The sequence below is a fragment of the Sphingobium sp. SA916 genome (assembly GCF_002894065.1).
GTDB classification, from domain to species: domain Bacteria; phylum Pseudomonadota; class Alphaproteobacteria; order Sphingomonadales; family Sphingomonadaceae; genus Sphingobium; species Sphingobium fuliginis.
Window position 1 is genome coordinate 68,807 of sequence record NZ_LXYF01000096.1, and the last position, 24,702, is coordinate 93,508.

At 64.8% G+C, this 24,702-nt stretch carries 22 protein-coding genes; 8 read left to right on the forward strand and 14 right to left on the reverse strand.

From position 1 onward, the window contains the following. Window positions 1-300: 300 nt before the first annotated feature. From A8G00_RS23430 to A8G00_RS23445, 4 genes are all read right to left on the reverse strand, one after another. Complete coding sequence (locus tag A8G00_RS23430; RefSeq protein WP_015458414.1) at window positions 301-489, reverse strand: hypothetical protein; 189 nt, start codon at window positions 487-489, stop codon at window positions 301-303. Window positions 490-771: 282 nt separating this feature from the next. After that, window positions 772-1,191, reverse strand: coding sequence for a hypothetical protein (locus tag A8G00_RS23435; protein ID WP_089220689.1), 420 nt, complete (start codon window positions 1,189-1,191; stop codon window positions 772-774). Window positions 1,192-1,231: 40 nt separating this feature from the next. Continuing rightward, window positions 1,232-1,984 carry a hypothetical protein gene (locus tag A8G00_RS23440; RefSeq protein ID WP_103001838.1) on the reverse strand — a complete coding sequence of 251 codons (753 nt, stop codon included), beginning with the start codon at window positions 1,982-1,984 and terminating at the stop codon, window positions 1,232-1,234. Window positions 1,985-2,062: 78 nt separating this feature from the next. Continuing rightward, window positions 2,063-2,635: a hypothetical protein gene (locus tag A8G00_RS23445; protein WP_103001839.1), complete on the reverse strand. Its 573-nt coding sequence runs from the start codon at window positions 2,633-2,635 to the stop codon at window positions 2,063-2,065. Between the two features lie 194 nt (window positions 2,636-2,829). Here A8G00_RS23445 and A8G00_RS23450 point away from each other — a divergent pair, with 194 nt between their 5' ends. Next, complete coding sequence (locus tag A8G00_RS23450) at window positions 2,830-3,975, forward strand: helix-turn-helix transcriptional regulator (protein WP_103001840.1); 1,146 nt, start codon at window positions 2,830-2,832, stop codon at window positions 3,973-3,975. On the opposite strand, the gene A8G00_RS23455 is transcribed toward A8G00_RS23450, so the two are convergent. After that, the gene (locus A8G00_RS23455) at window positions 3,969-5,069 is read right to left on the reverse strand and encodes an endonuclease NucS domain-containing protein (protein WP_103001841.1); all 1,101 of its coding nucleotides are present in this window, start codon (window positions 5,067-5,069) and stop codon (window positions 3,969-3,971) included. The two genes, A8G00_RS23450 and A8G00_RS23455, sit on opposite strands and share 7 nt — an antisense overlap. A 426-nt stretch (window positions 5,070-5,495) precedes the next feature. Here A8G00_RS23455 and A8G00_RS23460 point away from each other — a divergent pair, with 426 nt between their 5' ends. After that, a complete protein-coding gene (locus A8G00_RS23460) occupies window positions 5,496-6,395 on the forward strand; it encodes an ArdC family protein (RefSeq protein ID WP_103001842.1) in 900 nt (299 codons plus the stop codon). 620 nt (window positions 6,396-7,015) lie between these two features. On the opposite strand, the gene A8G00_RS25830 is transcribed toward A8G00_RS23460, so the two are convergent. Then, window positions 7,016-8,329, reverse strand: a complete 1,314-nt coding sequence (locus tag A8G00_RS25830) for a 3-hydroxyacyl-CoA dehydrogenase NAD-binding domain-containing protein (protein ID WP_301182324.1) — start codon at window positions 8,327-8,329, stop codon at window positions 7,016-7,018. Window positions 8,330-8,343: 14 nt separating this feature from the next. After that, window positions 8,344-10,077, reverse strand: coding sequence for an acyl-CoA dehydrogenase family protein (locus A8G00_RS23475; protein WP_048576896.1), 1,734 nt, complete (start codon window positions 10,075-10,077; stop codon window positions 8,344-8,346). Between the two features lie 147 nt (window positions 10,078-10,224). On the opposite strand from A8G00_RS23475, the gene A8G00_RS23480 reads away from it, so the two are divergent. Then, the gene (locus tag A8G00_RS23480) at window positions 10,225-10,935 is read left to right on the forward strand and encodes a helix-turn-helix domain-containing protein (protein ID WP_103001844.1); all 711 of its coding nucleotides are present in this window, start codon (window positions 10,225-10,227) and stop codon (window positions 10,933-10,935) included. A gap of 32 nt (window positions 10,936-10,967) precedes the next feature. Here A8G00_RS23480 and A8G00_RS23485 read toward each other — a convergent pair whose 3' ends face one another. After that, a complete protein-coding gene (locus tag A8G00_RS23485) occupies window positions 10,968-11,552 on the reverse strand; it encodes a TetR/AcrR family transcriptional regulator (protein ID WP_025549503.1) in 585 nt (194 codons plus the stop codon). 90 nt (window positions 11,553-11,642) lie between these two features. After that, on the reverse strand, window positions 11,643-12,338 hold the full coding sequence (locus A8G00_RS23490) for an FCD domain-containing protein (protein ID WP_025549502.1): 696 nt from the start codon (window positions 12,336-12,338) through the stop codon (window positions 11,643-11,645). 223 nt (window positions 12,339-12,561) lie between these two features. Between A8G00_RS23490 and A8G00_RS23495 the strand changes: the two genes are divergently transcribed. From A8G00_RS23495 to A8G00_RS23515, 5 genes are all read left to right on the forward strand, one after another. Further along, complete coding sequence (locus A8G00_RS23495) at window positions 12,562-13,701, forward strand: NAD(P) transhydrogenase subunit alpha (RefSeq protein WP_103001870.1); 1,140 nt, start codon at window positions 12,562-12,564, stop codon at window positions 13,699-13,701. Next, window positions 13,698-13,988: an NAD(P) transhydrogenase subunit alpha gene (locus tag A8G00_RS23500; RefSeq protein WP_025549500.1), complete on the forward strand. Its 291-nt coding sequence runs from the start codon at window positions 13,698-13,700 to the stop codon at window positions 13,986-13,988. Before A8G00_RS23495 ends, A8G00_RS23500 begins: the two co-directional genes overlap by 4 nt. 1 nt (window position 13,989) lies before the next feature. Then, window positions 13,990-15,384 (forward strand): NAD(P)(+) transhydrogenase (Re/Si-specific) subunit beta, encoded by a 1,395-nt coding sequence (locus tag A8G00_RS23505; protein WP_103001845.1) that lies wholly within the window; start codon window positions 13,990-13,992, stop codon window positions 15,382-15,384. A 222-nt stretch (window positions 15,385-15,606) separates the two neighbouring features. Further along, on the forward strand, window positions 15,607-17,097 hold the full coding sequence (locus tag A8G00_RS23510) for a DUF4139 domain-containing protein (RefSeq protein WP_103001871.1): 1,491 nt from the start codon (window positions 15,607-15,609) through the stop codon (window positions 17,095-17,097). Between the two features lie 8 nt (window positions 17,098-17,105). After that, window positions 17,106-18,674, forward strand: coding sequence for a DUF4139 domain-containing protein (locus tag A8G00_RS23515; RefSeq protein ID WP_103001846.1), 1,569 nt, complete (start codon window positions 17,106-17,108; stop codon window positions 18,672-18,674). 66 nt (window positions 18,675-18,740) lie between these two features. Here A8G00_RS23515 and fdhD read toward each other — a convergent pair whose 3' ends face one another. The 5 genes from fdhD to A8G00_RS23540 are packed head-to-tail and all read right to left on the reverse strand — an operon-like array spanning window position 18,741 to window position 24,681. Continuing rightward, the gene (gene fdhD / locus A8G00_RS23520; RefSeq protein WP_103001847.1) at window positions 18,741-19,550 is read right to left on the reverse strand and encodes a formate dehydrogenase accessory sulfurtransferase FdhD; all 810 of its coding nucleotides are present in this window, start codon (window positions 19,548-19,550) and stop codon (window positions 18,741-18,743) included. Further along, window positions 19,547-19,783, reverse strand: a complete 237-nt coding sequence (locus A8G00_RS23525) for a formate dehydrogenase subunit delta (protein WP_061936078.1) — start codon at window positions 19,781-19,783, stop codon at window positions 19,547-19,549. Before A8G00_RS23525 ends, fdhD begins: the two co-directional genes overlap by 4 nt. Before the next feature lie 10 nt (window positions 19,784-19,793). Next, window positions 19,794-22,640 carry a formate dehydrogenase subunit alpha gene (fdhF, locus tag A8G00_RS23530; protein ID WP_103001848.1) on the reverse strand — a complete coding sequence of 949 codons (2,847 nt, stop codon included), beginning with the start codon at window positions 22,638-22,640 and terminating at the stop codon, window positions 19,794-19,796. After that, window positions 22,637-24,217, reverse strand: coding sequence for an NADH-quinone oxidoreductase subunit NuoF (locus A8G00_RS23535; protein ID WP_103001849.1), 1,581 nt, complete (start codon window positions 24,215-24,217; stop codon window positions 22,637-22,639). Before A8G00_RS23535 ends, fdhF begins: the two co-directional genes overlap by 4 nt. After that, window positions 24,214-24,681 (reverse strand): formate dehydrogenase subunit gamma, encoded by a 468-nt coding sequence (locus A8G00_RS23540; protein ID WP_103001850.1) that lies wholly within the window; start codon window positions 24,679-24,681, stop codon window positions 24,214-24,216. The genes A8G00_RS23535 and A8G00_RS23540 overlap by 4 nt, the downstream gene beginning before the upstream one ends. Window positions 24,682-24,702 lie beyond the last annotated feature (21 nt).

The following is a 24,702-nucleotide window of genomic DNA, read 5'->3' on the forward strand; positions in this document are numbered from 1 at the left end:
CGCGCTCTCGCGTTTCATGAATCCGGCCAAGAAGCGCAACGTGAAAAACCGCCGTGCGCGTGGCCTGCGCGCGCTTCTCGCCCGAACGGGGTTTAGGTCGAAATTCCTTGCACAGCCATCACCGCCGCCTGCGCCGAAACCGGCACCTCTACCGCCGCCCAAGTCTGCTCCGCAATCGCCCTCATCATCCAAGCCCCCTTCGTTGCGTGGGAGATTCAATAAGCCGATGGGCCCATAGTCGAACTGGAATGAAAGAGCCGCCAGCAGTTTCCTGCTGGCGGCTTTCTCTTGTGGGCCGGGCTAGAAGCCCGGCCCCTTGACGCGGCGCGTGATAATCGCGCGGTTGATGTTTTCGAGGGACGCCAGCGCATTCGCGCGCTCGGTGGTGGCGGGTTCGGTGAAGGCCAATTCCTGCTGCACGCGGTAGAATTTGGAGTGCAGAGCGGTTTCCGGCAGGTTGTCGAGTTCGGAGGCGACGATGAGGCGCATGGGCTGTCTCCCTATTGCTTGAGGCCGCAACCACTACGGCCTTTCATGCCCCCCGATGACGCCAGCGGGATGGCCGGGTGCATCCGAAGGACCGCAACGAAGAGAAGGAGCCCGCACGGGCTTGCGCCCAGCAGGCAAGGCCGCTGGCAGGGTGCATGATGAACAGGACGTATGGGGGTGGACCCGCAGGGAGATTGCCAGCGCCCACTCTATCTAGACTCCAAAGCTCGTTTTGCCGGAGCACAGACGCTTGCCTTCCATCTGCGCGCGGTGGGCCGCCCCTCAGGCTCTGAGCATGTTCGCCGCTTGCGTGTAGTTATACGCCTCGTAGAGCGTCCACAGGCCACCCGCGATGAACACGACGCCGATCAGGAACACCAACGTCATCACCCCGAGCGCGAGGAGCGTCGCGCCCATTAGATAGCCCACCGTCGTCGGGATGCTGTAGACGGCGCGCGTCTTGTCGTTGCGCAAGGCGAGCGCCTTGAACACGCCGTTCTTCTCGCGTCCGGCCAGCGTTACCTCATCCCCGTCGCGGATATCCGGCACATCGGCCAGCTTGATTTGCGCGGATCGCTCGCCCACGCGAAACGCGATGACCTGTCCGGTTTTCACGGAGCCGCCATTGCGGCCTACCGTGCCCCGCGTTTCGGTCGAATGACGGATGCCGCTCACGGCTCCGCTCAATGTGGTCAGTCCCATATCAATCCCTTTACGGCTCAAAATTCCCGCACCCGGCGTCCTAGAGTTTCGGCGCTTGCGCCTGCGCGTCCGCCTTGCGTTTGGCTTCGGCCTTGAGGCCGTTCACCCATGCGGTGGTGCGCATGTCCGCCGCCCAAATCGCGCCCATGTCGAGCAGCGAAGCGCGGGCGATAGTGACAGGGCCATATGTGCCGTGAACGTAGGAGAGCACTTGCCCGCAGGTGGATATATCGGCGGGGAGCGTCAGGATGCTCGTGCGGAATTGCTGCGCCTGACTCAGCGTTGGAAACAGCCGCTCGCGCGTAAGGCCACCGCCCAGGGGGCGGTTTTGCGCGCGGGAGAACGAGCAGCGCGGCTTGCCCGCTTCTTCCCAGACAATCTCTCCTTCGCCCACGAAAGACGGCTGGCCGTATTTGGCGGTAAGGCTGGCGCGGAATTGCTGCTGCGTCGGCGGTGTTTGCGTGTGCGGCAGATTGGGCCGCTCGATAGCGATAACCCGCGCCTCGCCGGGCGGGTTGGCGAAATAGACCGTGAACAGGTCAACGGCGCCGTTGGCGGTGCGCACTTCCAGACGGTCAAAAAACTCCGGCGTCGATTGCTCGGGACGGCCTTCGCCGGGCGAGTAGTTATAGCGCGTCGTGGTGCGGATAATCCGCATCGACGGGTCGAAGGCTCTGAGCGCCGCGCGGGCTTCCGCTTCGGTCATGCCGATCCGCACCCCTGCAATGTCCATCTTGGCCGCAGGCGTGGAGGCGGTTTGTGCAAAGGCGGGCGTGAGCGTGACCAGCGCCACGCCGATAAGAGCGGAACAAAGCGCAGCCCTTCGCTGCATCGGGTATCTCCTCACAGGGTATGGATGGAGACGGCAGACTCAGCCCGTCACGTCGCTGATATCGTTGGCGCGCCAGTCAGGCGGCATAGTCGATTGAGCGCAGTAGCGGGCGCTGCGCTCCCAGCCGTGCTCGCTCTTGGCGGTGAAGGCCGTATCCCCCGTGAGGGTATAGATGGAGGTGCTGGTTTCCGGGGGCGCATTGTCCTGCAAATCCCCGCAGGCTTCCGTCACGCGGTAGGTATTCGGCCCCGTTTGCTCGATTTTCTTGAACTCGCAGAAATCCCGCGCGCCGCCGATGCCTTCACGGCGCAGCAGCGTCGTGGTCGCGTTGGAGGCTTGGCCGCACGGGGTATCGCTTTCAACGTAATAGCCGCGCTTGAGCGGCAGCGCCGCGATGGTAGCAGCCACTTGCGCCTTGGCCGGAACGGCTTCGGGCGCAGCAGGTGCAGCGGCTTCACTTGAGGCAGCGGCGACCTCCGGCGTGTTACCGGATGCAGTTTCATCTGCACCCTGTGCGGTAGCGGCATTCTCCGCCGTCGCGGCGTTCTGGCCGCAGGCGGCAAGCCCCGCCGCGAGCAGCAACGGCACGACGAGGGAACGGGTTTTGCTCATGACATCTCCGCACGTGAAAATCCTTCACGCTATGGTTAAGGTGGCGCGGAGACCCATTCGTCCCCTAAACAGGGGAGAAATCAGGCACGGCAGGACGGCAGAGCCCTTTCCCGCCCTATTGTTCATGCGAGGTTGTTGGTGCGGCGCTAAAGTTGATCCGCACTGCCAGATGATTGAGGGGGTATTACACGGCCATGCCGTCGCAAGAACTCTATGCGTCATCCCGCGTCTCGGGACTAATCGCGCATCTTTACGATGCGGCCATAGACGACACCTTGTGGTCAGGCACCGCGAACCGCATCGCGGAAACCCTCGGCTCGACCAGCACCGTTCTTAAGCTTCACGGCGACAATGCTCGCGTGAACCTTCTCGAATGCACGGAAAACCTCATGGTGTCGGAGCGGGAGCAGGCTTGGGCGGATGACTGGCACCGCAAGGATTTATGGGTGGAGCGCAGCGTGGCCTACGGCATGCAGCGCATCATCACCGACGAAGACCTTGTCACGCGCGAGGAACAGGCGCGCAGCGGCTTTTATCAGGAATGGCTCCGGCATCTGGATATCCATCACATGCTCGGGGCTGTATTCCCCGCAGCGGATGGCGCGATTGGCGTTCTCGGTATTCACAGGCCGCAGGGTGCGGGAGCTTATACCCGCCGCGAACGGCGGCAGGCCGCGCTGGTGCTTCCGCACTTGCAGCGGGCGCTACGCCTCGGGCAGCGGTTCGCGTCTGTATCCCAATCTCATGCCGCCGCTTTGCAGGCGCTCGACAGGTTGGATACCGGCGTTTTGATGGTGAGCGATACGGGTCGCGTCATTCAGGCCAGCAGCATGGCGGAGCGGCTGCTCCGCGAGAATGGGGAACTGGCCGTTATTCGCGGTAGGCTGGCGCTGCGCTTGCCTGCTTTGCACGGCAAGCTATTGTCTCTGTTGCAAGGCGCGATGGACACCGCACGGGGCAGGATCGCCAAGCCCGGCGCGGCGCTCTCAATTCCACGTCCGCACCGCATGCCGCTGGCGCTAGAGGTTGCGCCCTTGCGTCCGACCGCTTCCGCCTTTGGCGAACAGCGGCCTGCTGTACTGGTATTTATCCGTGACCCCGAAGCGCCGATCGCCGTGGCGCGGCTGCGCGAACTCTTTGGTTTGACTCGGACGGAAGGTGCCGTTGCCGCCGCCCTTGGGCGGGGAGCATCGCTTGAAGATATCGCGGTAACTATGGGCATCGGGCTTTCCACCGTGCGCAGCCATCTCAAGCGGATTCTGGCCAAGACCGGAACTCATCGACAGGCGGAAGCAGCCGCTTTGCTGGCGCGCAGCGTTTCTTCCGTTTCAAGTCACTGATTGCGGGGAGCGATACCCCATCGCTCTTTCAAGCGCTCGACCGTCTGACGCCACTTTGGCGTGACGGGCTTGCACACCGTGTTCTGATTGCCGAACAGGCCGATTTCATTCACCGCCTCGGCGAGCGGCACGGCGTGCATCCACCGCACCGGCACGAAATACTCCATACGCTCGGGGTCATCGACACTTTCGCGGTGGTAGGTTGCGCCCGTCAGCGCCTCAAGTGCAGGGCGCTCGCCGTCCTGTGTCTGCACCGTGAACTCGGTAATCGGCTGGCGCGGCCCCGTGACTTCGCCAACGCCGACAAAGCCTTGGCCGGGGACTTTCACCCAAACCCTATCGCCGACCGAGAGCAGATTGAGCGTATTACTGTACCAGCTTCCGCCGCCGCTGCTGATAAAACCATACTGGCGACCTTCATCCCAACTCCGCGAGCCGCCATGTCCGAAACAGGCGTAGAACTCGCCGTTCCACGGTTCGCGCTCGCGCGTGCCCCGCGTCGCAGCGGGCGTTGCTGCGCTGACCTGCGTTTGCACAGGGTCAACCAGCCATGTGCGGCTGAGAAGCTGCTGTTCTCCGTGAGCGAAGACCTGAAAACATAGCACGTTGATAGGAATTCCCTTGTCGCCAAGGTATTTCACAATGCGCTCGCTACTGTCATCGAGGTGCGTGGCGACGATGACGATTTGGTGACTTTCGTTGAGCGTGTCTTCGTCGAGCGGCTGGCCGAAGCGGGCTAGGAAATCTGCCGCAAGGTCGCGCCCCGGTGCGAAGCGTCCGTAAATGGCGGCAATGTCGCTGGTTTCCAGCACTTCAACCCAGCTTGCGTAATCGAGCGCCTGCGCAACCACTTCGCGCGGCGTCCGGTCGCGCTTCAGTTCAATCAGGATAAGCGCGCCATCTGGTGCGAGGGCGAGAAGGTCGAGCCGTCCCGCCGTAGTGGATTCCTGCCGACCAATCAGCATCCACTCATCCGAGAGAATGCGCGGCGCGGCCACAATCATGTCTTCCAATGCCCGTTCGCTCACGAGCCGTGTTTCAGGCAGGGCTTGGGGGTTGGCGGAGACAGTCCAGATGTCATTACGAATAGGCATGGGTCAGGTGTTTACTCGCAATAGGTTGTTAATTTCATAGCGGAACAAAGTGGAATCGTGAGTCCCAGAATAGCCCAGACTTGGGAATATTCTCACCTTGCATTTCAATTCCATAAGCTAGGCGTCCCCTGCGGGCGGGCGCTATGGCAGGGCCACCGAACCCCCATGGTGGTTTCGTCCCATGCGGGTAACGCTCCCTGACGCGCAAGCTGTGCGGCCTTCGTCCGCATTCCTTCTTTCTTTGTGGGGGCGTGCCGCCCTTCACCGTCAAGACCAAGCCCTGCAGGCGGAAAACGGGGGCCGTGTAGTCGCTGCGCTCCGGCCCGCGCCATCCCCCGTTTTCCGGTCTGGACGGCTGAATCCCCGCTCATTGCCGCGTGGCTAGTCGGTTGCATGCGCAACCCATAAGCCAAGGAAGAAAAGGCAATGAAGCAAGATGTTTATGAGAGAGTAACCGCCCAAATCGTGACCGCATTGGAAAACGGTGTTCGCCCGTGGTTCCAGCCATGGAACGCCGAACATGCCGCAGGGCGCATCACGCGCCCGCTGCGCGCGAACGGTCAGCCCTACCGTGGAATCAACGTCCTGATGCTGTGGGGCGCAGCCTGTGAGCGTGGATATAACGCGCCTATCTGGATGACCTACAAACAGGCGCAGGAGCTTGGCGGCAACGTCCGCAAGGGCGAGAAGGGCAATCTTGTCGTTTACGCCAACACCATCACCAAGACCGAAACCGACGAGAACGGGCAGGAAACCGAGCGCGATATTCCGTTTATGAAGGGATACACCGTCTTTAACGTGGAGCAGGTGGAAGGATTGCCCGCGCATTTCTATGCGCAGGCCGAGCGTCCCGCCGATACCGTGCAGCGCATCGCGCATGCAGAGGCCTTCTTTGCCGCGACCCGCGCGGATATTCGCCACGGCGGCAGCCGCGCGTTTTTCAGCCCCGCACAGGACTTTGTGCAAATGCCGCCCTTTGAAGCCTTCCGCGAGGCCGAAGCCTATTACGCCACCCTTGCCCATGAAATGACCCACTGGACGAAAGGCGCGAACCGCTTGGAGCGTGACTTTGGCCGCAAGCGCTGGGGCGATGAAGGCTACGCGATGGAGGAACTTGTCGCAGAGCTTGGCGCGGCGTTCCTTTGCGCCGACCTCAGCCTGTCGCCAGAACCCCGTGACGAACACGCCGCCTATATTGGCAACTGGCTCAAGGTGCTGAAGGAGGACAAGCGCGCCATTTTCAGCGCCGCCGCCCATGCGCAGCGCGCCGCCGACTATCTCCACAGCTTGCAGCCGCAGCCCGCAGCATTGCAGGAAGCTGCCTGAAACGAAAACGCCGGAGGGGAAACCCTCCGGCACTTGGCGGAACCGCCGTCATGGTGACGGCGGCTATTCCTTGTCCCGCCCGACCCACCTCCAAGCCTCATCGCATACGATGAGGCTCATCAATGACTGCGGACGGCGCGGCCTTAGGGGCCGCGCCGGACAGGAGCTTTCAGCCCCGATAATCCTCGAAACCGCGCTCCCGCTTGCGGGGCACGTCCTTATGACCGCTGCACAGAAAGCAGGAGCAAGGGCGGCAATGCGTAGAGGCATTGCGCCCGACCGCGCGCGGCGAATGCGCAGGCGCATCGGAGACGCCGCGCGACCACAAGGCCATCACGCGGCGCGCCCGCGCTTTCATCCGTTCTTCGTCTTGTCTGCGCCTTGCCCGCATTGTCCGATCCTACCGCTGTTCACCTCTATATAGGCGCTTCGCGCCATAACCGCGTTGTCGGGGAAATGGCGCTCGACGACGCTCGAATCAACCAAAAACGGGATAGCTTTGATGGGCGAATTTGGGGGAGATGAAAGCGGCTTTTCTGCGCGCGACTGCGAAGCGATTCCGCAAATTTTTCTGCACAGTACCTACACAGGCCAAAACGGCCTATTTTTATCTTTATTTTTCAGGTGTTTCGACAAATCTGAAGATTTGGAGCGGGCGAGAAGAAATGCAGGCCGACGACCCGCGACGGATCGGCCACCAGCGCGGCGATGGCGTCGAGGTCGAGCGTCGATGTGTTGCTCGCCAATATCGCATCCGGCCGGGCGATCGCATCGAGCGCGGAAAAGACCTGCTTCTTGACGCCCATATCCTCGAACACCGCCTCGATCACCAGATCGGCATGCGCGAGCGCCTCCAGTTCGGTCGCAGCCGTGAAGGCGGCGATGCGCGCATCGGCCACGTCCTGACCGATCCTGCCCTTCTCCACATCGCGCTGGATCGTCTTGCAAATGGTGGCTTCCGCCTTGGCGAGCGCCTCGGGACGCAGTTCGGCCATCGTCACGGGCAGGCCCGCGTTCAACAGCGCAAGCGCGATGCCCGTGCCCATCAGGCCGCCGCCCACAACACCGACATGACCGACGTCACGGGGGCGCACTTCCGGCGCCAATCCGGGAATGCGCGCCACAGTCCGCTCCCCGAAAAATGCGTGACGCAGGCCGCGAGAGGCCTCGGAGCGCAGCAATTCCCCGAACAGCGCCGCTTCCAGGGCCAAACCGGCGGCCAGATCGCCGGACAGCGCCGCGACGCAATCGACGATCCGGGCAGGCGCCTGGCTCAGCCCGGCCCGCAGCTTCGCCCGGCGCGACGCGACGGCCCCGGCGAGGTCGGCAGGCACCGGCAGCGTGCCCGTACGGCGCAGCGGAGGCACGTTGCGCGCAACCTCCAGCGCCGCTTCCACAACGTCGCCGTCCACCAACTGATCGATGAGTCCCGCCGACAATGCGCGCTCCGCCGTCACGGGCTTGCCCGACAGCATCATGTCGAGCGCTGCGCCTGCCCCGATCAGGCGCGGCAGGCGCTGCGTACCGCCCGCGCCGGGCAGCAGGCCCAGCGTCACTTCGGGCAGGCCAAGGCGGCTTCCCGCCTGGGCAACGCGGTAGTGGCCCGCCATGGCCAGTTCCAGGCCACCACCCAGCGCCATGCCGTGGATCGCCATGATCACCGGCTTGCCGCAAGCCTCGACCGTCGCAATCAGATGCCGCAGCCGGTCGACCTGCTCGGGATCGCCATCGAAATCGCCGATGTCGGCGCCGCCACAGAACATCGGGCCGGCGCCGGCGATCACGATGGCGCGGCAGGCGGGATCGCTCGCCGCTTCCCCGACTTTCGCCCCCAGTTCCTCGACAAAGCCGTTGCCCACCGAAAGGGCATTTACCGGCCCGTTGGACAGGCGCAGGACGATGGTCGCACCCGCCCGGGTCATCTCGACGGCCATGATGATCCTTTCGTTCAGAAGGCGTCGGCGCCAAGCGCCATGATCGTGGCCTCACCCGCCGCGATGCCGGCTGCCAGCCCCTGGGCCTGCGGCAGCATCCGTTGCGCGAAATAGTCGGCCAGCGCGCGCTTCGCCGCATGCAGCGGCGCATCGCCCCGCGCGGCGGTGGCCATGCGCGTCCACATCCAGCCCATGGAGACCAGCGCGAAAAGGCGCAGATAATCGACCGCCGCCGCTCCGGCGGCGTCGACCCCCGCGCCGCGCAGCGACGCGGTCACGCCGCGGAGAAGGGTGAGCGCGTCGCCCGTCTTCGCTGCAATGTCCAGCCCCGCCCCAGCTTCCAGATCCGCGTCCACCAGGGTGAAAAAGCCATCGACCACCGCGCCGCCCGCCATGGGAAGCTTGCGTCCGACCAGATCCATCGCCTGCACGCCATTGGTGCCCTCATAAATCTGGGCGATGCGGGCATCGCGGACATATTGCTCCATGCCCCATTCGCGGATGTAGCCATGCCCGCCGAACACCTGCTGCGCCTGCACCGCGCTTTCGAAGCCGAAGTCGGTGAAGGCCGCCTTCACCACCGGCGTCAGCAGCGCGACCAGGGCATCCGCCTTCGCCCGCTCGGCGGCATCGGGATGATGATGCGCCCGGTCGAGTTGCAAGGCCGTCCACCCGGCCAACGCCCGTCCGGCCTCCACGAAACCCCGGATATTGAGCAGCATGCGCCGCACATCGGCATGTTCGATGATCGCCACCGGACCCCGCGCGCCATCGGCGCTGCGTCCCTGGAGCCGCTCCTTCGCATAGCCGGCGGCCTGCTGATAGGCTGCGCCGGCAATGCCCAGCCCCTGGATGCCGACCATCAGACGCTCGGCATTCATCATGGTGAACATGGCGGCCAGGCCCCTGTTCGGTTCCCCCACCAGCCAGCCGGTCGCGCCGTCATAGTTCATCACGCAGGTCGGCTGGGCGTGGATGCCCATCTTCTTTTCCAGCGCGCCCACCGACATGGCGTTGCGGATCGTGAAGCCGCCATCGGCGTCGGGCAGATATTTGGGCACCAGGAACAGGCTGATCCCCTTCACCCCCGCCGGGGCATCGGGCAGGCGCGCCAGCACCAGATGGACGATGTTGCCGCCGAAATCATGATCGCCCGAGGAAATGAAGATCTTCTGCCCGGTGACGGCGTAGCTGCCGTCGGCGCCGGGCGCCGCCTTGGTCTTCAGCAGCGCCAGGTCCGTGCCCGCGCCGCTTTCGGTGAGCGCCATGGCGCCGGTCCATTCGCCGCTCACCATGCGCGGCAGATAGGTGGCCTTCAGCGAATCGCCGGCATGGGCGATGATCGCCTCGCACGCGCCGCGTGTCAGGCCCGGGAACAGGCCGAAGGACAGGTTCGCCGCCGACAGCATCTCGTCCAGCCAGAGCTGGAGGATGAAGGGCAGCCCCTGCCCGCCATATTCCGGCTCCGCCGATAGCGACGCCCAGCCCGCAGCCGCGAAGTCCCGCCAGGCGTCGGCAAAACCCTCCGGCGTCTTCACCGATCCGTCGACGAGATGGCTTCCCTCCTCATCCCCATGGCGGTTGAGCGGGTGCAGCCGGTCGGCGCACATCCGGCCCGCTTCCTCCAGGACGGCCACCGCCAGGTCGGCATCGACCTCCTTTCCGATGTCCGCCATTGTCCGGTCGAAGCCGAGAACCTCCGTCAACAGAAAGCGATAATCGTCTATCGGGGGAACATAGCTGAACATCGGAACTCTCCTGGAAATCGCGGACCTCTGCTATACCAAACATCTGTTACAGTCAATCGCGGCACATCCCCTGCCATTCGGCAATCCCCAAGGTCCACGACCGACTTATTAACATTCCGGAAACCCGCCGGTGCGAATAGTCGGAAAATGCCCATACCAGCGATCGTCGACCAGCCACCCGAGTCCGAAAACAGGCGAGACGCCGCGCGTTGGCGCATTCGCCTGGAACTTCCCGGCACGTCCGACGGCGCGAGCACGAATGTGGTGATCCACGACATCTCGACCGCCGGCATGCTGATAGAAACCAGGTCGACGCTGGAGATCGGGCAGAGCATCATGCTGTCCCTGCCCGATGCCGACCGGGTCGTGGCCCGCGTCGTCTGGCAGAACGAGACCCTGTTCGGCTGTCGTTTCGAAACGTCGCTGCCCCAGGGCGCGGTAAGCGCGATCAGGCTGCGCAGTCCAGGGCGCGACGATGTGGAGCCTGCCGCCGATCCGCCGGAGGAAGCCGCCGCCGAAGGATTGGGCGAACGCCTGCTCCGGCTGCGGCATGAAAAGGGACTGAGCCGCACGGCATTGTCCGAGCGGACGGGGTTCAGCAAGCCCACCATCTGGGGATGGGAGACAGGCAGGACGACCCCGAGAAGGGAAAATCTGCGCATTCTTGCGGCGGTCTTCGGCCTGTCCGAGCAACAGCTGCTGTACGGCAGGGGGCGTCCGCCGCTTCGGGAAACCGACGCATCGGGCGCGGAGGCCTATGCCCGGTCGCTGAAGGAGGTCATCGATCAGGCGAAGACGCGCATTGCCGAAGCGGCCGGGGTGAGCAAGCTCAAGGTGCAGATTTCCATCGAATTTTAGCGCGCGGACGCCCTCCCCCGGCGGGGCAGGGATCATTCATGCCGAAAGACGGCGACGATCTGCGCCGCAATCTCCGCCGGAGCAAGCTTGCCCGGACGGTACCAGTCGGCGGTGGCGTTCAATTGCGCCAAAAGCAGGTTGCGATAGATCGACCGGTCGATAGGGGCCGGCAGCGGCAGTTCCTCGACCAGCGAACGAAACAGCCCTTCGAACCGGTCGCGCCGCGCGATCAGCTGTTCGCGGACATCATCCGGCACTTCCCGAAAGTCGTTCATCATCGGCGTGGTGAGGGAGCCGGGGGCAAGCTGGATGTCCAACAATGTCGCGCAAGCCGCGTACAGCCGGGCCCAAGGATCGGATTGCGCCCGCACGGCCGCGGCTATGCGTTCTTCCGCCCTGTCGAGCGCGGCATTGTGCAGTTCCACGAACAAGGCGTCCTTGGACCTGATATGATGGTAAAGCGAACCGCCCAGCACGCCCGCCTGCTCGCCGATGTCGCGCATGGAGGTGCCGCGATAACCCTTTTTCGCGAATAGCTGGGCGGCGATCTCCAATATCTGGCGGCGGCGCGACGATGGCTCGTCATTCGGTCCAGAAGGCGGCACAGGCTTTGTCATCGTCGCGGCGCTAGCACATCCTTAAATGCCCGCGAAGCCTCCGTTCCCGATGAAGGGACCGGCGCTTCATCTTTGCCCGATCCGGCCTTCTCAGATGGCCGCGTCGAGTTGGCGCATGATCTCCCGTCGGCGCCGTTGCGCTTCGAAGCGGGCGCGCTCCGGATCGCCGTCGAGGATCGCGGCGATGATGGCGCGTCTTTCCCGCTTCCAGCGCTGCTTGCCTTCGCTTCCGCCATAGACCGGCCCGCGCGGATATTCGGCATAATGGTGCACGGCCACGCGGGAGAGCAGTTCCATCAGCGGGCGGTCGACCATCAGGTAGAGAATGTCCAGCATGCTCTGGTCGAATGCGCCGCGCTGCCGCGCCGTATTGCGCCCGTCGATGGATTTGACCAGCGCCGCAAGCTCCTGCCGAAGCGCCTCGTCCGTGGCGCGCGCTGCCGCCGCCATCAGTTCGCAGTCGAGCAGGGTGATGATGTCGATGGCCTCCGGATGCGCCGAATGATGCAGCGCCAGGAAGCCGGAAATCGCCTGGCTCAAACCCTCCGCATCGGGCCGGGTGCCGTAATAGCCGCCGCCGGGGCCGCGCCGCACCTTCAGGAAACCCTCATGCTCCAGCACGCGCGCCGCCTGCTGCACGGTGACGATGCCCACGCCCAGCGCCTTCGCCAGATCGGGCAGGGATCCGATCTGCGCTTCGGGGGGCTGGGCGACGATCATGTCACGCAGCTTCGCCACGGCCGCCGTCACCAGTCCTTCGCGGGAATTCTGCTTGCGGATGCTCATCTTACTCCTCGTCTGGGGTCCGACCGCCCATAGCGAATTTGCCGGCAAAAGGGCACTCCTCATACATCCTGTCCTATTATGTGCATATTATTTGTTTGATTCTTTCCGGTTTGGCAGTATTGCGATTCATAGGGGTCGATAATGGGCATATTAGTATGGGCTGAGGATAGGACGGCTTTTGGCCGCGCCAGAGCCCTGCCAACATGGGACGAGGGTGGATGCAGTGAAGATCGGCATAGTGAAAGAGATGGCGCCCGGTGAGCGCCGCGTTTCCGGCACGCCGGAAACGGTCAAGAAATTCAAGGCGCTGGGCGCGGAAGTCGCGGTGGAAGCTGGAGCGGGCCTGTCCGCCGCCATATCCGATGCGGACTATGCCGCCATGGGCGCGACGGTGGCGGATCGCGCCGCTACTGTGGCGGATGCCGACATCATCCTGGGCGTGCAGGGGCCGGACGCGGCCAGCATCGCGGGCGCCAAGCCCGGCGCGTGGATCGTCGCGGGCCTCAACCCCTTTGTCGAGCGGGCGCGGGTCGACGCCTATGCCGCCGCCGGTTTCGAGGCGCTGGCGATGGAGTTCATGCCGCGCATCACCCGCGCGCAGTCGATGGACATTCTCTCCTCCCAGTCCAACCTTGCCGGCTACAAGGCGGTGCTGGACGCGGCGGCCGAATATGGCCGGTCCTTCCCAATGATGATGACGGCGGCGGGCACGGTGTCGCCGGCAAAGGCGTTCATCATGGGCGTCGGCGTCGCGGGCCTGCAGGCGATCGCGACCGCGAAGCGGCTGGGCGCGCAGGTTTCCGCCACCGACGTGCGCTCCGCGACCAAGGAGCAGATCGAGAGCCTGGGCGCCAAGGCGATCTTCGTCGAGAGCGTCGCGGGCATCGAGGGCGAGGGCAAGGGCGGCTATGCCACCGAAATGTCCGAGGATTACCAAAAGGCGCAGGCCGAACTGGTGTCCGGCCATATCGCCAAGCAGGACATCGTCATCACCACCGCGCTGATTCCGGGCAAGCCCGCGCCGCGCCTGATTTCGGACGCGCAGATCGCGTCGATGAAGCCGGGCAGCGTGATCGTCGACCTGGCCGTCGAGCAGGGCGGCAATGTCGAGGGCGCGGTGCTGGGCGAAGTCGTCGAGCGACATGGGGTCAAGATCGTCGGGCACAAGAATGTGCCCTCGCGCCTGGCCGCCGACGCATCGGCCCTGTTTGCGCGCAACCTCTATAACTTCCTCTCCGCCTTCTGGAACAAGGACCGGAACGCGCCGGTGCTGGACGAGGAGATCGGCAACGCCATCCGCGTGACGCAGGGCGGGAAAGTCGTCAGCGAGAGGCTGCTTCAATTGACGGGGGCACTGCAATGAGTTCGCTTAATCCCGATTATCTGTTCGTCTTCATCCTGGCGGCCTTCGTCGGTTTTCAGCTCATCAAGAAGGTGTCGCCGCTGCTGCATTCGCCTTTGATGTCGCTGACCAACGCCATCGCAGCGGTGGTGATCGTGGGGGCGATCAGCATCACGGGCGAGGAAGGCGCGACGCCGCTGGCGAAGACGCTGGGCTTCGTCGCGGTGTTCTGCGCCACGGTCAATCTGGTCAGCGGTTTCATGATCACCGACCGCATGCTCAAGATGTTCAAGCCGCGGGGGAAGTGAGATGAACGCATTCGTACCCTTTGCGGCGATCATCGCATCGTCGCTGTTCATCCTGGCGCTGATGTGGATGAGTCACCCGTCGACGGCCCGCCGGGGCGTGCGCGCGGGCGAAGTCGGCATGCTGGTCGCCATCGTCGGCGCGCTGGTCCAGCATGAGGTGGTCGATTACAACCTGATCCTCATCGCCATGGTCGCGGGCGCGGCCGCCGGCATCCCGATGGCGCTGCTGATGCCGATGACGGCGATCCCGCAGCGGACCGCCATCTCCCACGCCTTCGGCGCGCTTGCCGTGGGCCTGATCGGCGCGGCGGAATATTACAAGCACGCCCATGGCGAATATGCCGGCAGCTTCATCATGTGGGCGCTGATGTTCGAGATGCTGCTGGGTTTCCTGACCTGCACGGCATCGGTCATCGCCTTCGCGAAGTTGCAGGAGATCATGGGCAGCCGTCCCGTCTCCTTCGTCGGGCAGCGGGTGGTGAACGGCGCCGTGGCGCTGGCGGCGCTGGTGATCGCCGCGATGCTCGCGCTCGATCCGACGCAGACCTGGCTGTTCCCCGCCTTCGTGGCGCTGGCGCTGCTGTTCGGCATATTGCTGGTGATCCCGATCGGCGGGGCGGACATGCCGACCGTGATCGCGCTGCTCAACAGCTATGCGGGGCTTGCGGCGAGCGCCATGGGCTTTGCCCTGGGGAACAAGCTGCTGATCGTGGCGGGCGCGCTGGACGGTGCGTCGGGCTTCATCCTGGCGGTCATCATGTGCAAGGCGATGAACCGCAGCTTCGCCAATGTCATGTTCGGCGGCTTCGGCAAGGTCGTGGCCGGCGCGGCGGGCGGCAAGGACGACCGCGTTGTCCGTTCGGCCTCGGCCGAGGAAGCGGCGTTGCAGCTTGAAAACGCCAGCAGCGTCGTCATCATTCCGGGCTATGGCATGGCGGTGGCGCAGGCGCAGCACAAGGTGAGCGAACTGTATCAGGCGCTGACCAAGAAGGGCGTCGATGTGAAGTTCGCGATCCATCCGGTCGCGGGCCGCATGCCGGGACATATGAACGTGCTGCTGGCCGAAGCGAATGTGCCCTATGAGCAGTTGATCGAGCTGGACGACATCAACCCCGAACTGCCGCAGGCGGACGTGGCGCTGATCATCGGCGCCAACGACACGATCAATCCGTCGGCGCGCGACGATCCGCAGAGCGCGATCGCGGGCATGCCGATCATCGAGGCGGATCGGGCCAAGTCGGTCTTCGTGATCAAGCGTTCGATGAATGCGGGCTTCGCCGGGATCGACAATCCGATCTACTATAACAGCAACACCCAGATGCTGTTCGGCGATGCCAAGGACATGGTCGGCACCATCGCCAAGGAACTGGCTGGCGGCGGTTCGGGCCTGCATTGAGCGACGGACTGGCGCCTCCCTCCGCAGCATCCGAACGGATGGAAGGGCGGCGGGCCGGGTGCGGGCTGGACGCCTTCGCGAGCGGGGCGGAAGAATGGCGCAGTCCTGTCCGCCCTGCACCACCGTCATCTTGAAAGGCGACAAAGGTCGTTCCGGGATTATGCCTCTGGAACGACCTTTGTTTTTGCGGCATGTCTTGCAGGATTGGCGGAGGGGGGCTTCATGCGTCTGATATGTCCTGCGATAATCTCGGTTGCGGTCCTGGCTCCCCAGGCGCTCTTTGCTCAGCCTTCCGCGCCGAATGCCCAGGGCGACCTGTCCGTCACCATCTATAATAACGATCTGGCGCTGGTGCAGGACGTCCGCCGCATCACCCTGCCCTCCGGACGCTCCCGGCAGGAATTTCCCGATGTCTCGGCGCGCATTCGCCCGGAAACGGTGACATTGTCGGGAGAAGGCATCGGCATTGTCGAGCAGAATTTCGACTATGACCTTTTGTCGCCCGCATCGCTGATGGAAAAGGCGGTGGGCCAGACGATCACCCTGCTGCGCACCAACCCAGCCACCGGCGCGGAAACGCGGGAACAGGCAATGGTGCTCGCGGCCAATGGCGGGGTGGTGCTGAAGATCGGTGAGCGGATCGAGGTGCTGCGCGACGACGGTCTGCCTGTGCGGGTCATTTTCTCCTCCATTCCGCCCAATCTGCGCGCGCGCCCGACGCTGAGCGTCACCCTGGATGCGCCGCAGGGCGGTGCAAGGCCGGTGACGCTGAGCTACCTGACGCCGGGCATGAGCTGGAAATCGGACTATGTCGCCCTGTTCGACGAGAAAGCGGGCAAGCTTGACATGCAGGGCTGGATCACGCTCAACAACAGCACCGGCACCACTTTCGCCAACGCCCGCGCCCTGCTGGTCGCTGGGGAAGTCGGACAGGTGCAGCAATCTTATGGCGGCTATAATGGCGGTCGGCCCCAGCCTCGCGGAAACCGGCCCGGCACGGAGAGCGGCGGCGAGCAACTGGGCGACTTCCATGTCTATCCGATCGAGGGTCGCACGACGATCGCCAATGCCCAGACCAAGCAGGTGAGCTTCCTCGACGCATCGGGCGTGCCGGCGGAACGCGGTTACGAGTTCCGCAGCAACTGGATGGAAAGCAAGGACCAGGCGGAAAGCGCCGCATCGGTGCTCAAATTCTCCAATGCCAAGGCGACCGGAATCGGCGCGGCCCTGCCCGCGGGCACGGTTCGCGTCTATATGCGGGATGCGCGCGGGCAGGCCCAGTTCATCGGGGAAAGCGGCATTCCGCACACGCCCGGCGGCTCCACCCTCGCCCTGCGAACGGGCGACGCCTTCGACGTGAAGGTGCAGCCGGTCGTCGAGCAGCGCGACACGATCACGACGGACGAATGGACGAAGACCGAGCGCTGGCGCGTCGCCTATCCCGACGGCACAAAGGCGGAAGGCTATGTCGAGCGGCCGCAGAAATATTTTCGCACGCGGATGCGCTACATCGTCACCAATGCCAAGCCGGTGCCTGTGAATGTCGACGTGGTCCAGTCCGGCCTGTCCCAATGGTGGTGGTGGCGCGACCTGCGCGTGCCGGAGGAGAGCATTCCCGGCGTGCAGGAAACGGCTGACCTGCGGCGCTGGGTGGTGCCGGTGCCCGCCAATGGCAAGGTCGAACTGACCGCCACTTTCCTCACCCCCTGGTAAGCGCGGCCATGCCCCGCCTGTGGCTGTGGCTGATGATCCTGCCGCTCTGGGCGCCCCTGGCCGCCAGGGCGCAGTTGCCGGTCGTGATCTCCAGCGGTCCGGACAAGGTGGCGGTCACGCTCTACCGCGATCCGGACCGGGGAGAAGCTCCGCTCGACCGCGATGAGCCCGGCGCCTTCGCCCTGATCGCGGAGACGCGCACGGTTATGTTGCCGCCGGGCGAAGCCGTGATCCGGTTCGAGGGGGTGGCGAGCGGCATCGTGCCGCAATCGGCGATCCTCTTTGGCGCGCCCCCGCGGGAGCGCAATCGCGACGCGGCGCTGCTGTCGCAAAAGGGGCTGGTTGACGCCTTTACCGGGCAACGGGTGATCCTTCGCCGCACCGACCCGGCAAACGGCAGGACGGTCGAGGAAAGCGCGACCGTGCGATCCGCCGCCGACCGTCTGGTGGTGACGACCATGCGAGGCGTGGAGGCGCTCTATTGCTCCGGACTGCACCAGACGCTCCTCTATCGGGGGGCGCCCGCGACCCTCTCCGCAAAGCCGGTGCTGACCATGACGACCAGGGACCAGCCCGGCGGCCCTGCGACGATCACCCTGGCCTATATCGCCACCGGCTTCGACTGGGATGCGACCTATGTCGGCACATTGGCCCCGGACGGCCAATCGCTGGACCTGCTCGGCTGGCTGACGCTGGCGAGCGCGGACGACACCAGCTTTGCCGATGCAACCGCTTCCGCCATAGCCGGAAGGGTGAACCGTTCGGAGGACAGCCGCGACGACAGCGGCGAAAGGGCGCGTGAAGAAGCCCGCTATCTGAACAGGTTCAGCGCCTGCTGGCCCGCCGGGACGACGAGCGACCTGGGCAGCGGCACGCCGCCGCCGCCGCCTGCACCGCCGCCCATGGCCATGATGATGGCGGGCGAAGACATTGTCGTGACGGCCCAGCGGCGGCAGGAAGGCATGCTGTCGGCCCCCGCTCCTGTCGCCGTGGTCGCCAGGGCGGAAAATCTGGGCGACCTCAAGCTGTACCGCATTCCCGTTCCCGTCACCGTCGCCGCCCGTGCACAGAAGCAGGTGGCGTTTCTGGTGAAGCAGAAGGTGAAGGGCAGCCTAGTCTATCGGACGGAGATGAGGTGGGAAGAGCCGGACGATCCCCGGATGCTGTTCCGCTTCCGCAACGGCAGGAAGGATGGCCTGGGCGATCCCCTTCCGGCGGGACGCGCGGTTCTCTATCAGGACAGCCCCTGGGGCCGCATGTATGTCGGGGAAAGCACCACAGGCGACAAGACCGTCGACGAGGAAGTCGAATGGTCCTTCGCGCAAGCCAGCAACCTGACACTGGAACCGGAACAGGAAGAGGCGGGCAAGGGCATCCTCCATCACAACCTTGTCGTGCGCAACGCCAATCCCTTCCCCATCCGTTTCGAGATCGACTTTCCAGCGAACGGCGGACGGCTATTCAGCGGCTTCAGCGGTCGCCTGACGAAAAAGCCGGGCAAGCAGGTTTGGGCCATGACGGTGCCGGCGAACGGGACGATCCGCCTGCGCTTCCGATCCGCCGGGCAGCCGCATTAGGGTCCGGCTCTGGAGCGCATCCGGATTCCCGCGAAACCAGTATCCCGGCAGAAGCCCTGCGCTCCTTTACTGCTCCAGGCCCAGCCCCCCCTCCCCGTATAACAGGATGGAGTCAGCGCGCGCCAGCGCCACCAGAGCCAGCCCCGCTCCCGCCGCCCTTTCGGCTGCAAGGCGCGTCGGCGCGGAGATCGTCACCAGCAGGGGGCAGTCCGCCAGCACGGCCTTCTCCACCAATTCATAGGAGCAGCGCGAGGAAAGCAGCGCAAAGCCGCCATCCCATGTCCATCCACGCCGCCACATCGCGCCTATCAGCTTGTCGAACGCATTATGCCGCCCGACATCTTCCCTCGCGAGGCGGATCGTGCCGTCTGCCGCCACCAGGGCCGCCGCGTGGGCCGCGCCGGTTCTCGCATTGAGCGGTTGATGTCCCTTCAATTCCCCCAGCGCCTGAAAAACCGCCTGTTTGTCGGCCCGTGACGAAACCGTGACGGAGGGCAGGGGCCGGATCGCCTGTTCCAGATTCTCCACCCCGCAAATTCCGCAGGACGATTCCGAGGCGCGATGCCGCACCCGGCTCAGCAAGGCCTCCGTTCGCTCCTCCGGCAGGGTCGCCCGGGCAATGATCCCTTGTTCGGTCGCATGCACATCCACCTCGAACGGCGCATCTTCCCGGCCGATCAACCGCTCCGCCAGCGTGAAACCCAGCACCAGTTCCTCCACATCGGCGGGCGTGGCCATTAGCACGGCATAGCCGATGCCGTTGAATTCGATGGCGATCGGCACTTCCTCTGCCAATTCCCGCGTCACCGGGGTGATGGGGCCTGCCGGCGTTATGTGCCTGAAGGTGAAGGACCGATCTTCGGGCGCGGCGCTCAAGGCGCCACGACCCGGCCGACAGCGGCGGCGGCTATGGGAGACAGTGCGCCGGGACGCGCGGCCGCCAGCAAAGCAATGCGCTGCTTCATCGCCGGATCCCAGAAGGCGCGGATATGGTCCGCCGTCATGGCGACAGCTTCCGCCTCGCCCAACGCCGCGACATTGCGGGCGATCTGGTTCGCCATGTAGATCAGGCGGTCCTCGGTCGACATGACTTCATTTTCATCGCTCATGCGCCCGATCCTATTCGGCCGCTTCCAAGGGCGCAATGCGCCTGCTGTGCCGTGCCTGCTCCGCATAGTCGCGCTGCCAGTCGCTCGGTCCGTTGGAACGCATGACCTGGACCGCCGTCACCTTATATTCCGGGCAATTGGTGGCCCAGTCGGAATAGTCGGTGGTGATGACATTGGCCTGCGTGTCGGGATGGTGGAAGGTGGTGTAGACCACGCCCGGCGCGACCCGCTCCGTGATCAGGGCGCGCAGGCTGGTTTCCCCGGCCCTGCTCTTGAGCGAGACCCAGTCGCCATCGCTGATCCCGCGATTTTCGGCATCGTTGGGGTGGATTTCCAGCCGGTCCTCCGGATGCCAGGCCGCGTTTGCGGTCCGCCGCGTCTGCGCGCCGACATTATATTGGCTGAGGATGCGCCCGGTGGTCAGCAACAGCGGGAAGCGCGGCCCGGTCTTCTCATCGGTCGGCACATAGTCGGTGACGACGAACTTGCCCCTCCCCCGCACGAAACCGCCGATATGCATGGTCGGCGTGCCGTCGGGCGCTGCATCATTGGCAGGCCATTGCAGCGATCCCTCTGCATCCAGCCGGTCATAATGCACGCCCGCGAAGGTGGGCGTCAGCGCGGCGATCTCGTCCATGATTTCGGAAGGGTGCGCATAGGACCAGCCCAGCCCCATGGCCTGCGCGACCAACTGGACGATCTGCCAATCGGCATGGCCGTTGAGCGGCGCCATCACCCTGCGCACGCGCTGGATGCGGCGTTCGGCGTTGGTGAAGGTTCCATCCTTCTCCAGGAAGGTCGATCCGGGCAGGAAGACATGGGCATAATTGGCCGTCTCATTGAGGAACAGGTCCTGCACGACGACGCATTCCATCGCGGCAAGCCCCGCCGCGACATGATGGGTGTTGGGATCGGACTGGAGAATATCCTCGCCCTGGATGAAGATGCCCTTGAACGTGCCGTCCGTCGCCGCGTCGAGCATGTTGGGGATGCGCAGCCCCGGCTCCGCATCCAGCGTGACGCCCCAGGCCTGTTCGAACTGGCCGCGCACCGCATCGTCGGAGACATGGCGATAGCCCGAAAATTCGTGCGGGAAGCTGCCCATGTCGCAGGCGCCCTGCACATTATTCTGCCCGCGCAGGGGATTCACGCCCACGCCTTCGCGCCCGATATTGCCGGTCGCCATGGCGAGATTGGCGATGGCCATGACGGTGGAACTGCCCTGGCTGTGCTCGGTAACGCCCAGGCCATAGTAGATCGCGCCATTGCCGCCGGTCGCATAAAGCCGGGCGGCGGCGCGGACCTCCGTCGCCTTGACGCCGGTAAGGGGCTCGACCGCTTCGGGCGAGCGCTGCGGTTCGGAAACGAAATCGGCCCATTCGGCAAACTCATCCCAATCGCAACGATCGCGGATGAACGCCTCGTCATAGAGCTTTTCCGTCACGATCACATGCGCCAGCGCCGTCAGCATGGCGACATTGGTGCCGGGCCGGAGCGGCAGGTGATGAGCGGCCTCGACATGGGGCGACTTCACCAGATCGATCCGCCGGGGATCGATGACGATCAGCTTGGCGCCCTGCCTGAGCCGTTTCTTCATGCGGCTGGCGAAGACCGGATGGCCATCGGTCGGATTGGCGCCGATGACAAGGATCACGTCGGCCTGCATCACGCTGTCGAAATCCTGCGTGCCCGCCGAGGTTCCGAAGGTCGTCTTCAGCCCATAGCCGGTGGGGGAATGGCAGACCCGCGCGCAGGTATCGACATTATTGTTGCCGAAACCCTGGCGGATCAGCTTCTGGACGAGGAAGGTCTCCTCATTGGTGCAGCGGCTGGACGTGATGCCGCCGATGCTGCGTGTGCCATATTTTGCCTGGATGCGCTTGAATTCGCTGGCGGTATGGGCGATGGCCTCCTCCCACGACACTTCGCGCCAGGGTTCGTTCACGGAGGCGCGGATCATGGGTTTGAGGATACGGTCGCGATGCTGGGCATAGCCCCAGGCGAAGCGGCCCTTGACGCAGCTATGCCCGCGATTGGCCTTGCCATTCTTCCACGGCACCATGCGGACCAGTTCCTCGCCCCGCATCTCCGCGCGGAAGGTGCAGCCGACGCCGCAATAGGCGCAGGTGGTGACGACTGCGCGATCCGGAGTGCCGATCTCCACCACCTTTTTCTCGGTCAGGGTCGCGGTCGGGCATGCCTGGACGCAGGCGCCGCAGGACACGCATTCGGACGAGAGGAAATCCTGCCCCTGCGATGGCGACACCCTGGAGTCGAAGCCCCGCCCTTCGATGGTCAGGGCGAATGTGCCCTGCACCTCGTCGCAGGCGCGCACGCAGCGCGAGCAGACGATGCATTTGCTGGGATCGAAGTCGAAATAGGGGTTCGACCGGTCCTTCGCCTGCCCCATATTGGTCGCGCCGTCATAGCCGTAGCGGACGTCGCGCAGGCCCACGGCGCCCGCCTGCTCCTGCAATTCGCAATCGCCATTGGCCGGGCAGGTCAGGCAGTCGAGCGGATGGTCGGAGATGTACAGCTCCATCACCCCGCGCCGCAACTGCTTCAGCCGCTCGCTCTGCGTCCGCACCACCATGCCCTCGGCAATCGGCGTGGTGCAGGAGGCGGGATAGCCGTTGCGTCCTTCCACTTCGACCAGGCAGAGGCGGCAGGAACCGAAGCTTTCGACATTGTCGGTCGCGCACAGCCTGGGGATCGAACAGCCGGTCAGCGAGGCCGCCCGCATGATCGACGTGCCTTCCGGCATCGTCACGGTATCGCCGTCGATGGTGAGGGTCACGCTCCTGCCGGTCGATATGGCGGGCGGGGTTCCATGGTCGGTTTCGCGCGTGTAGCTCATTCCGCAGCTTCCTTCACCGGCGACTTGGCACCGAAATCCTCGGGGAAATGATCGAGCGCGCTCAGCACCGGATAGGGCGTGAAACCGCCCAGCGCGCAGAGCGAGCCATGTTTCATCGTGTCGCAAAGGTCGCGCAGCAACGCCGTCTGCGCCTCCAGCCCGGTATCGATCCGGTCGGGCGTGCGAGAATTGAGCGCTTTCTGGAGATACCCCTCCCAATTGCGTCCGGCCTGAACGACGGTCGCGCTGTCCCGCGCCGCGATGATCCGGTCCATCACCTCGACGCCCCGCGTCGACCCGAGCCGGCAAGGGGTGCATTTGCCGCAGCTCTCGACCGCGCAGAATTCCATCGCGAAGCGGGCCATGTGCGCCATGTCGACGCTGTCGTCGAACACGGTGATCCCGGCATGGCCGATCAGCCCGCCAGCCTGCGTGAAAGCCTCATAATCGAAGGGCAGGTCGAACATGCTGGGCGGGAAATAGGCGCCCAAGGGCCCGCCGACCTGCACCGCGCGGACGGGCCGCCCGCTGGCCGTGCCGCCGCCGATGTCGTTCACCAGTTCGCCCAGCGTGATGCCGAAGCCGATCTCATAGAGGCCGCCATGCTTCACATTGCCCGCAAGCTGCACCGGGATGGTGCCGCGCGACCGGCCGAAGCCGACGTCCGCATAGGCCTTCGCCCCTTCCGCCAGGATGAAGGGAACCGCCGCCAGGCTGAGCAGATTGTTGATCACCGTCGGTCGTCCGAACAGCCCCGCCAGCGCCGGGAGAGGCGGCTTTGCCCGCACCTGCCCCCGCTTGCCCTCGATGCTTTCAAGCAACGCGGTTTCCTCGCCGCAGACATAGGCGCCCGCCCCGACGCGCACTTCGAGCGTGAAAGGCGCGGTCCGTTCGGCGGAGAGTTGGATCGCTTCCCGCATGGTGGCGATGGCGAAGGGATATTCGCTGCGGATATAGATATAGCCGTGGCTTGCTCCCGCGGCATGACCGGCTATCGCCATTCCTTCGATCAGGCAGAAGGGATCGCCTTCGACCAGCATCCGGTCGGCAAAGGTGCCGCTGTCGCCTTCATCGGCATTGCAGACGATGAACTTGGCGTCCGAAACCGCATCCAGCACCGTCTGCCATTTGATGCCGGTGGGAAAGCCCGCCCCTCCCCGCCCGCGCAGGCCGGATGCCTTCACCGCATCCACCACCGCCTGGGGCGTCATGCCGCGCGCCGTTTCCAGCCCGCGCCAGCCGCCATGTTCGGCATAGTCCTTCAGGCTGAGCGGATCGATCACTCCGCAGCGCGCGAAGGTGAAGCGTTGCTGCCCGGCGAAGAAGGGCAAGGCCGCCACGTCGCCCAGCCGCGCTTCATGGCTGCCGTCCAGCACGGCCGCGACGTCCGCCGGTCCGACCGGCCCGAAGCCGATCCGCTTCCCCTCGCTTTCGACCTCGACCAAAGGCTCGATGGAAAAGAGTCCCCGGCTGCCGGTGCGCACCACCTCGCATCCTGCGGCTTCGAAGGCGCGGGCGACCTCGTCCGCGCCCAGGGCGACGGAGGCCATGTCCCGGCTGACATAGACCCGCTTCATGCCGCGATCTCCTGCGCGATCCGGTCGAGGGCCGCCACGTCGATCCGCGCGACCGGCCTTCCGTCGACAAGGGCGTTGGGACCGACGGCGCACAGGCCGAGACAATAGACGGGTTCCAGCGTGACCTGTCCGTCCGGGCGCGTCTCGCCCATGGGGACGCCCAGCCGATCGGTTGCGGCCTTCTCGATTGCCGTGGCGCCGCGGGCCTGGCAGCTTTCGGCGCGGCAGAGTTTTACGACATGCCGGCCGGCGGGGGTTCGGCGGAAATCATGGTAGAAGGTCACAACTCCATGAACGTCTGCGCGACTGAGGTTGAGTGCGGTGGCGATGGCGGGGATGGCTGCATCATCGATAAAGCCTATCTCTTCCTGCAACATGTGCAGCAGCGGGAGCAGGCGGTCGCGGGTGCGGCCATGGGTCCGGGTCCAGTCCTCTATCAGCCTCGTTGCGTCTTCCTGCTGCATCTTTTCCGCCCTTTCCTGCGC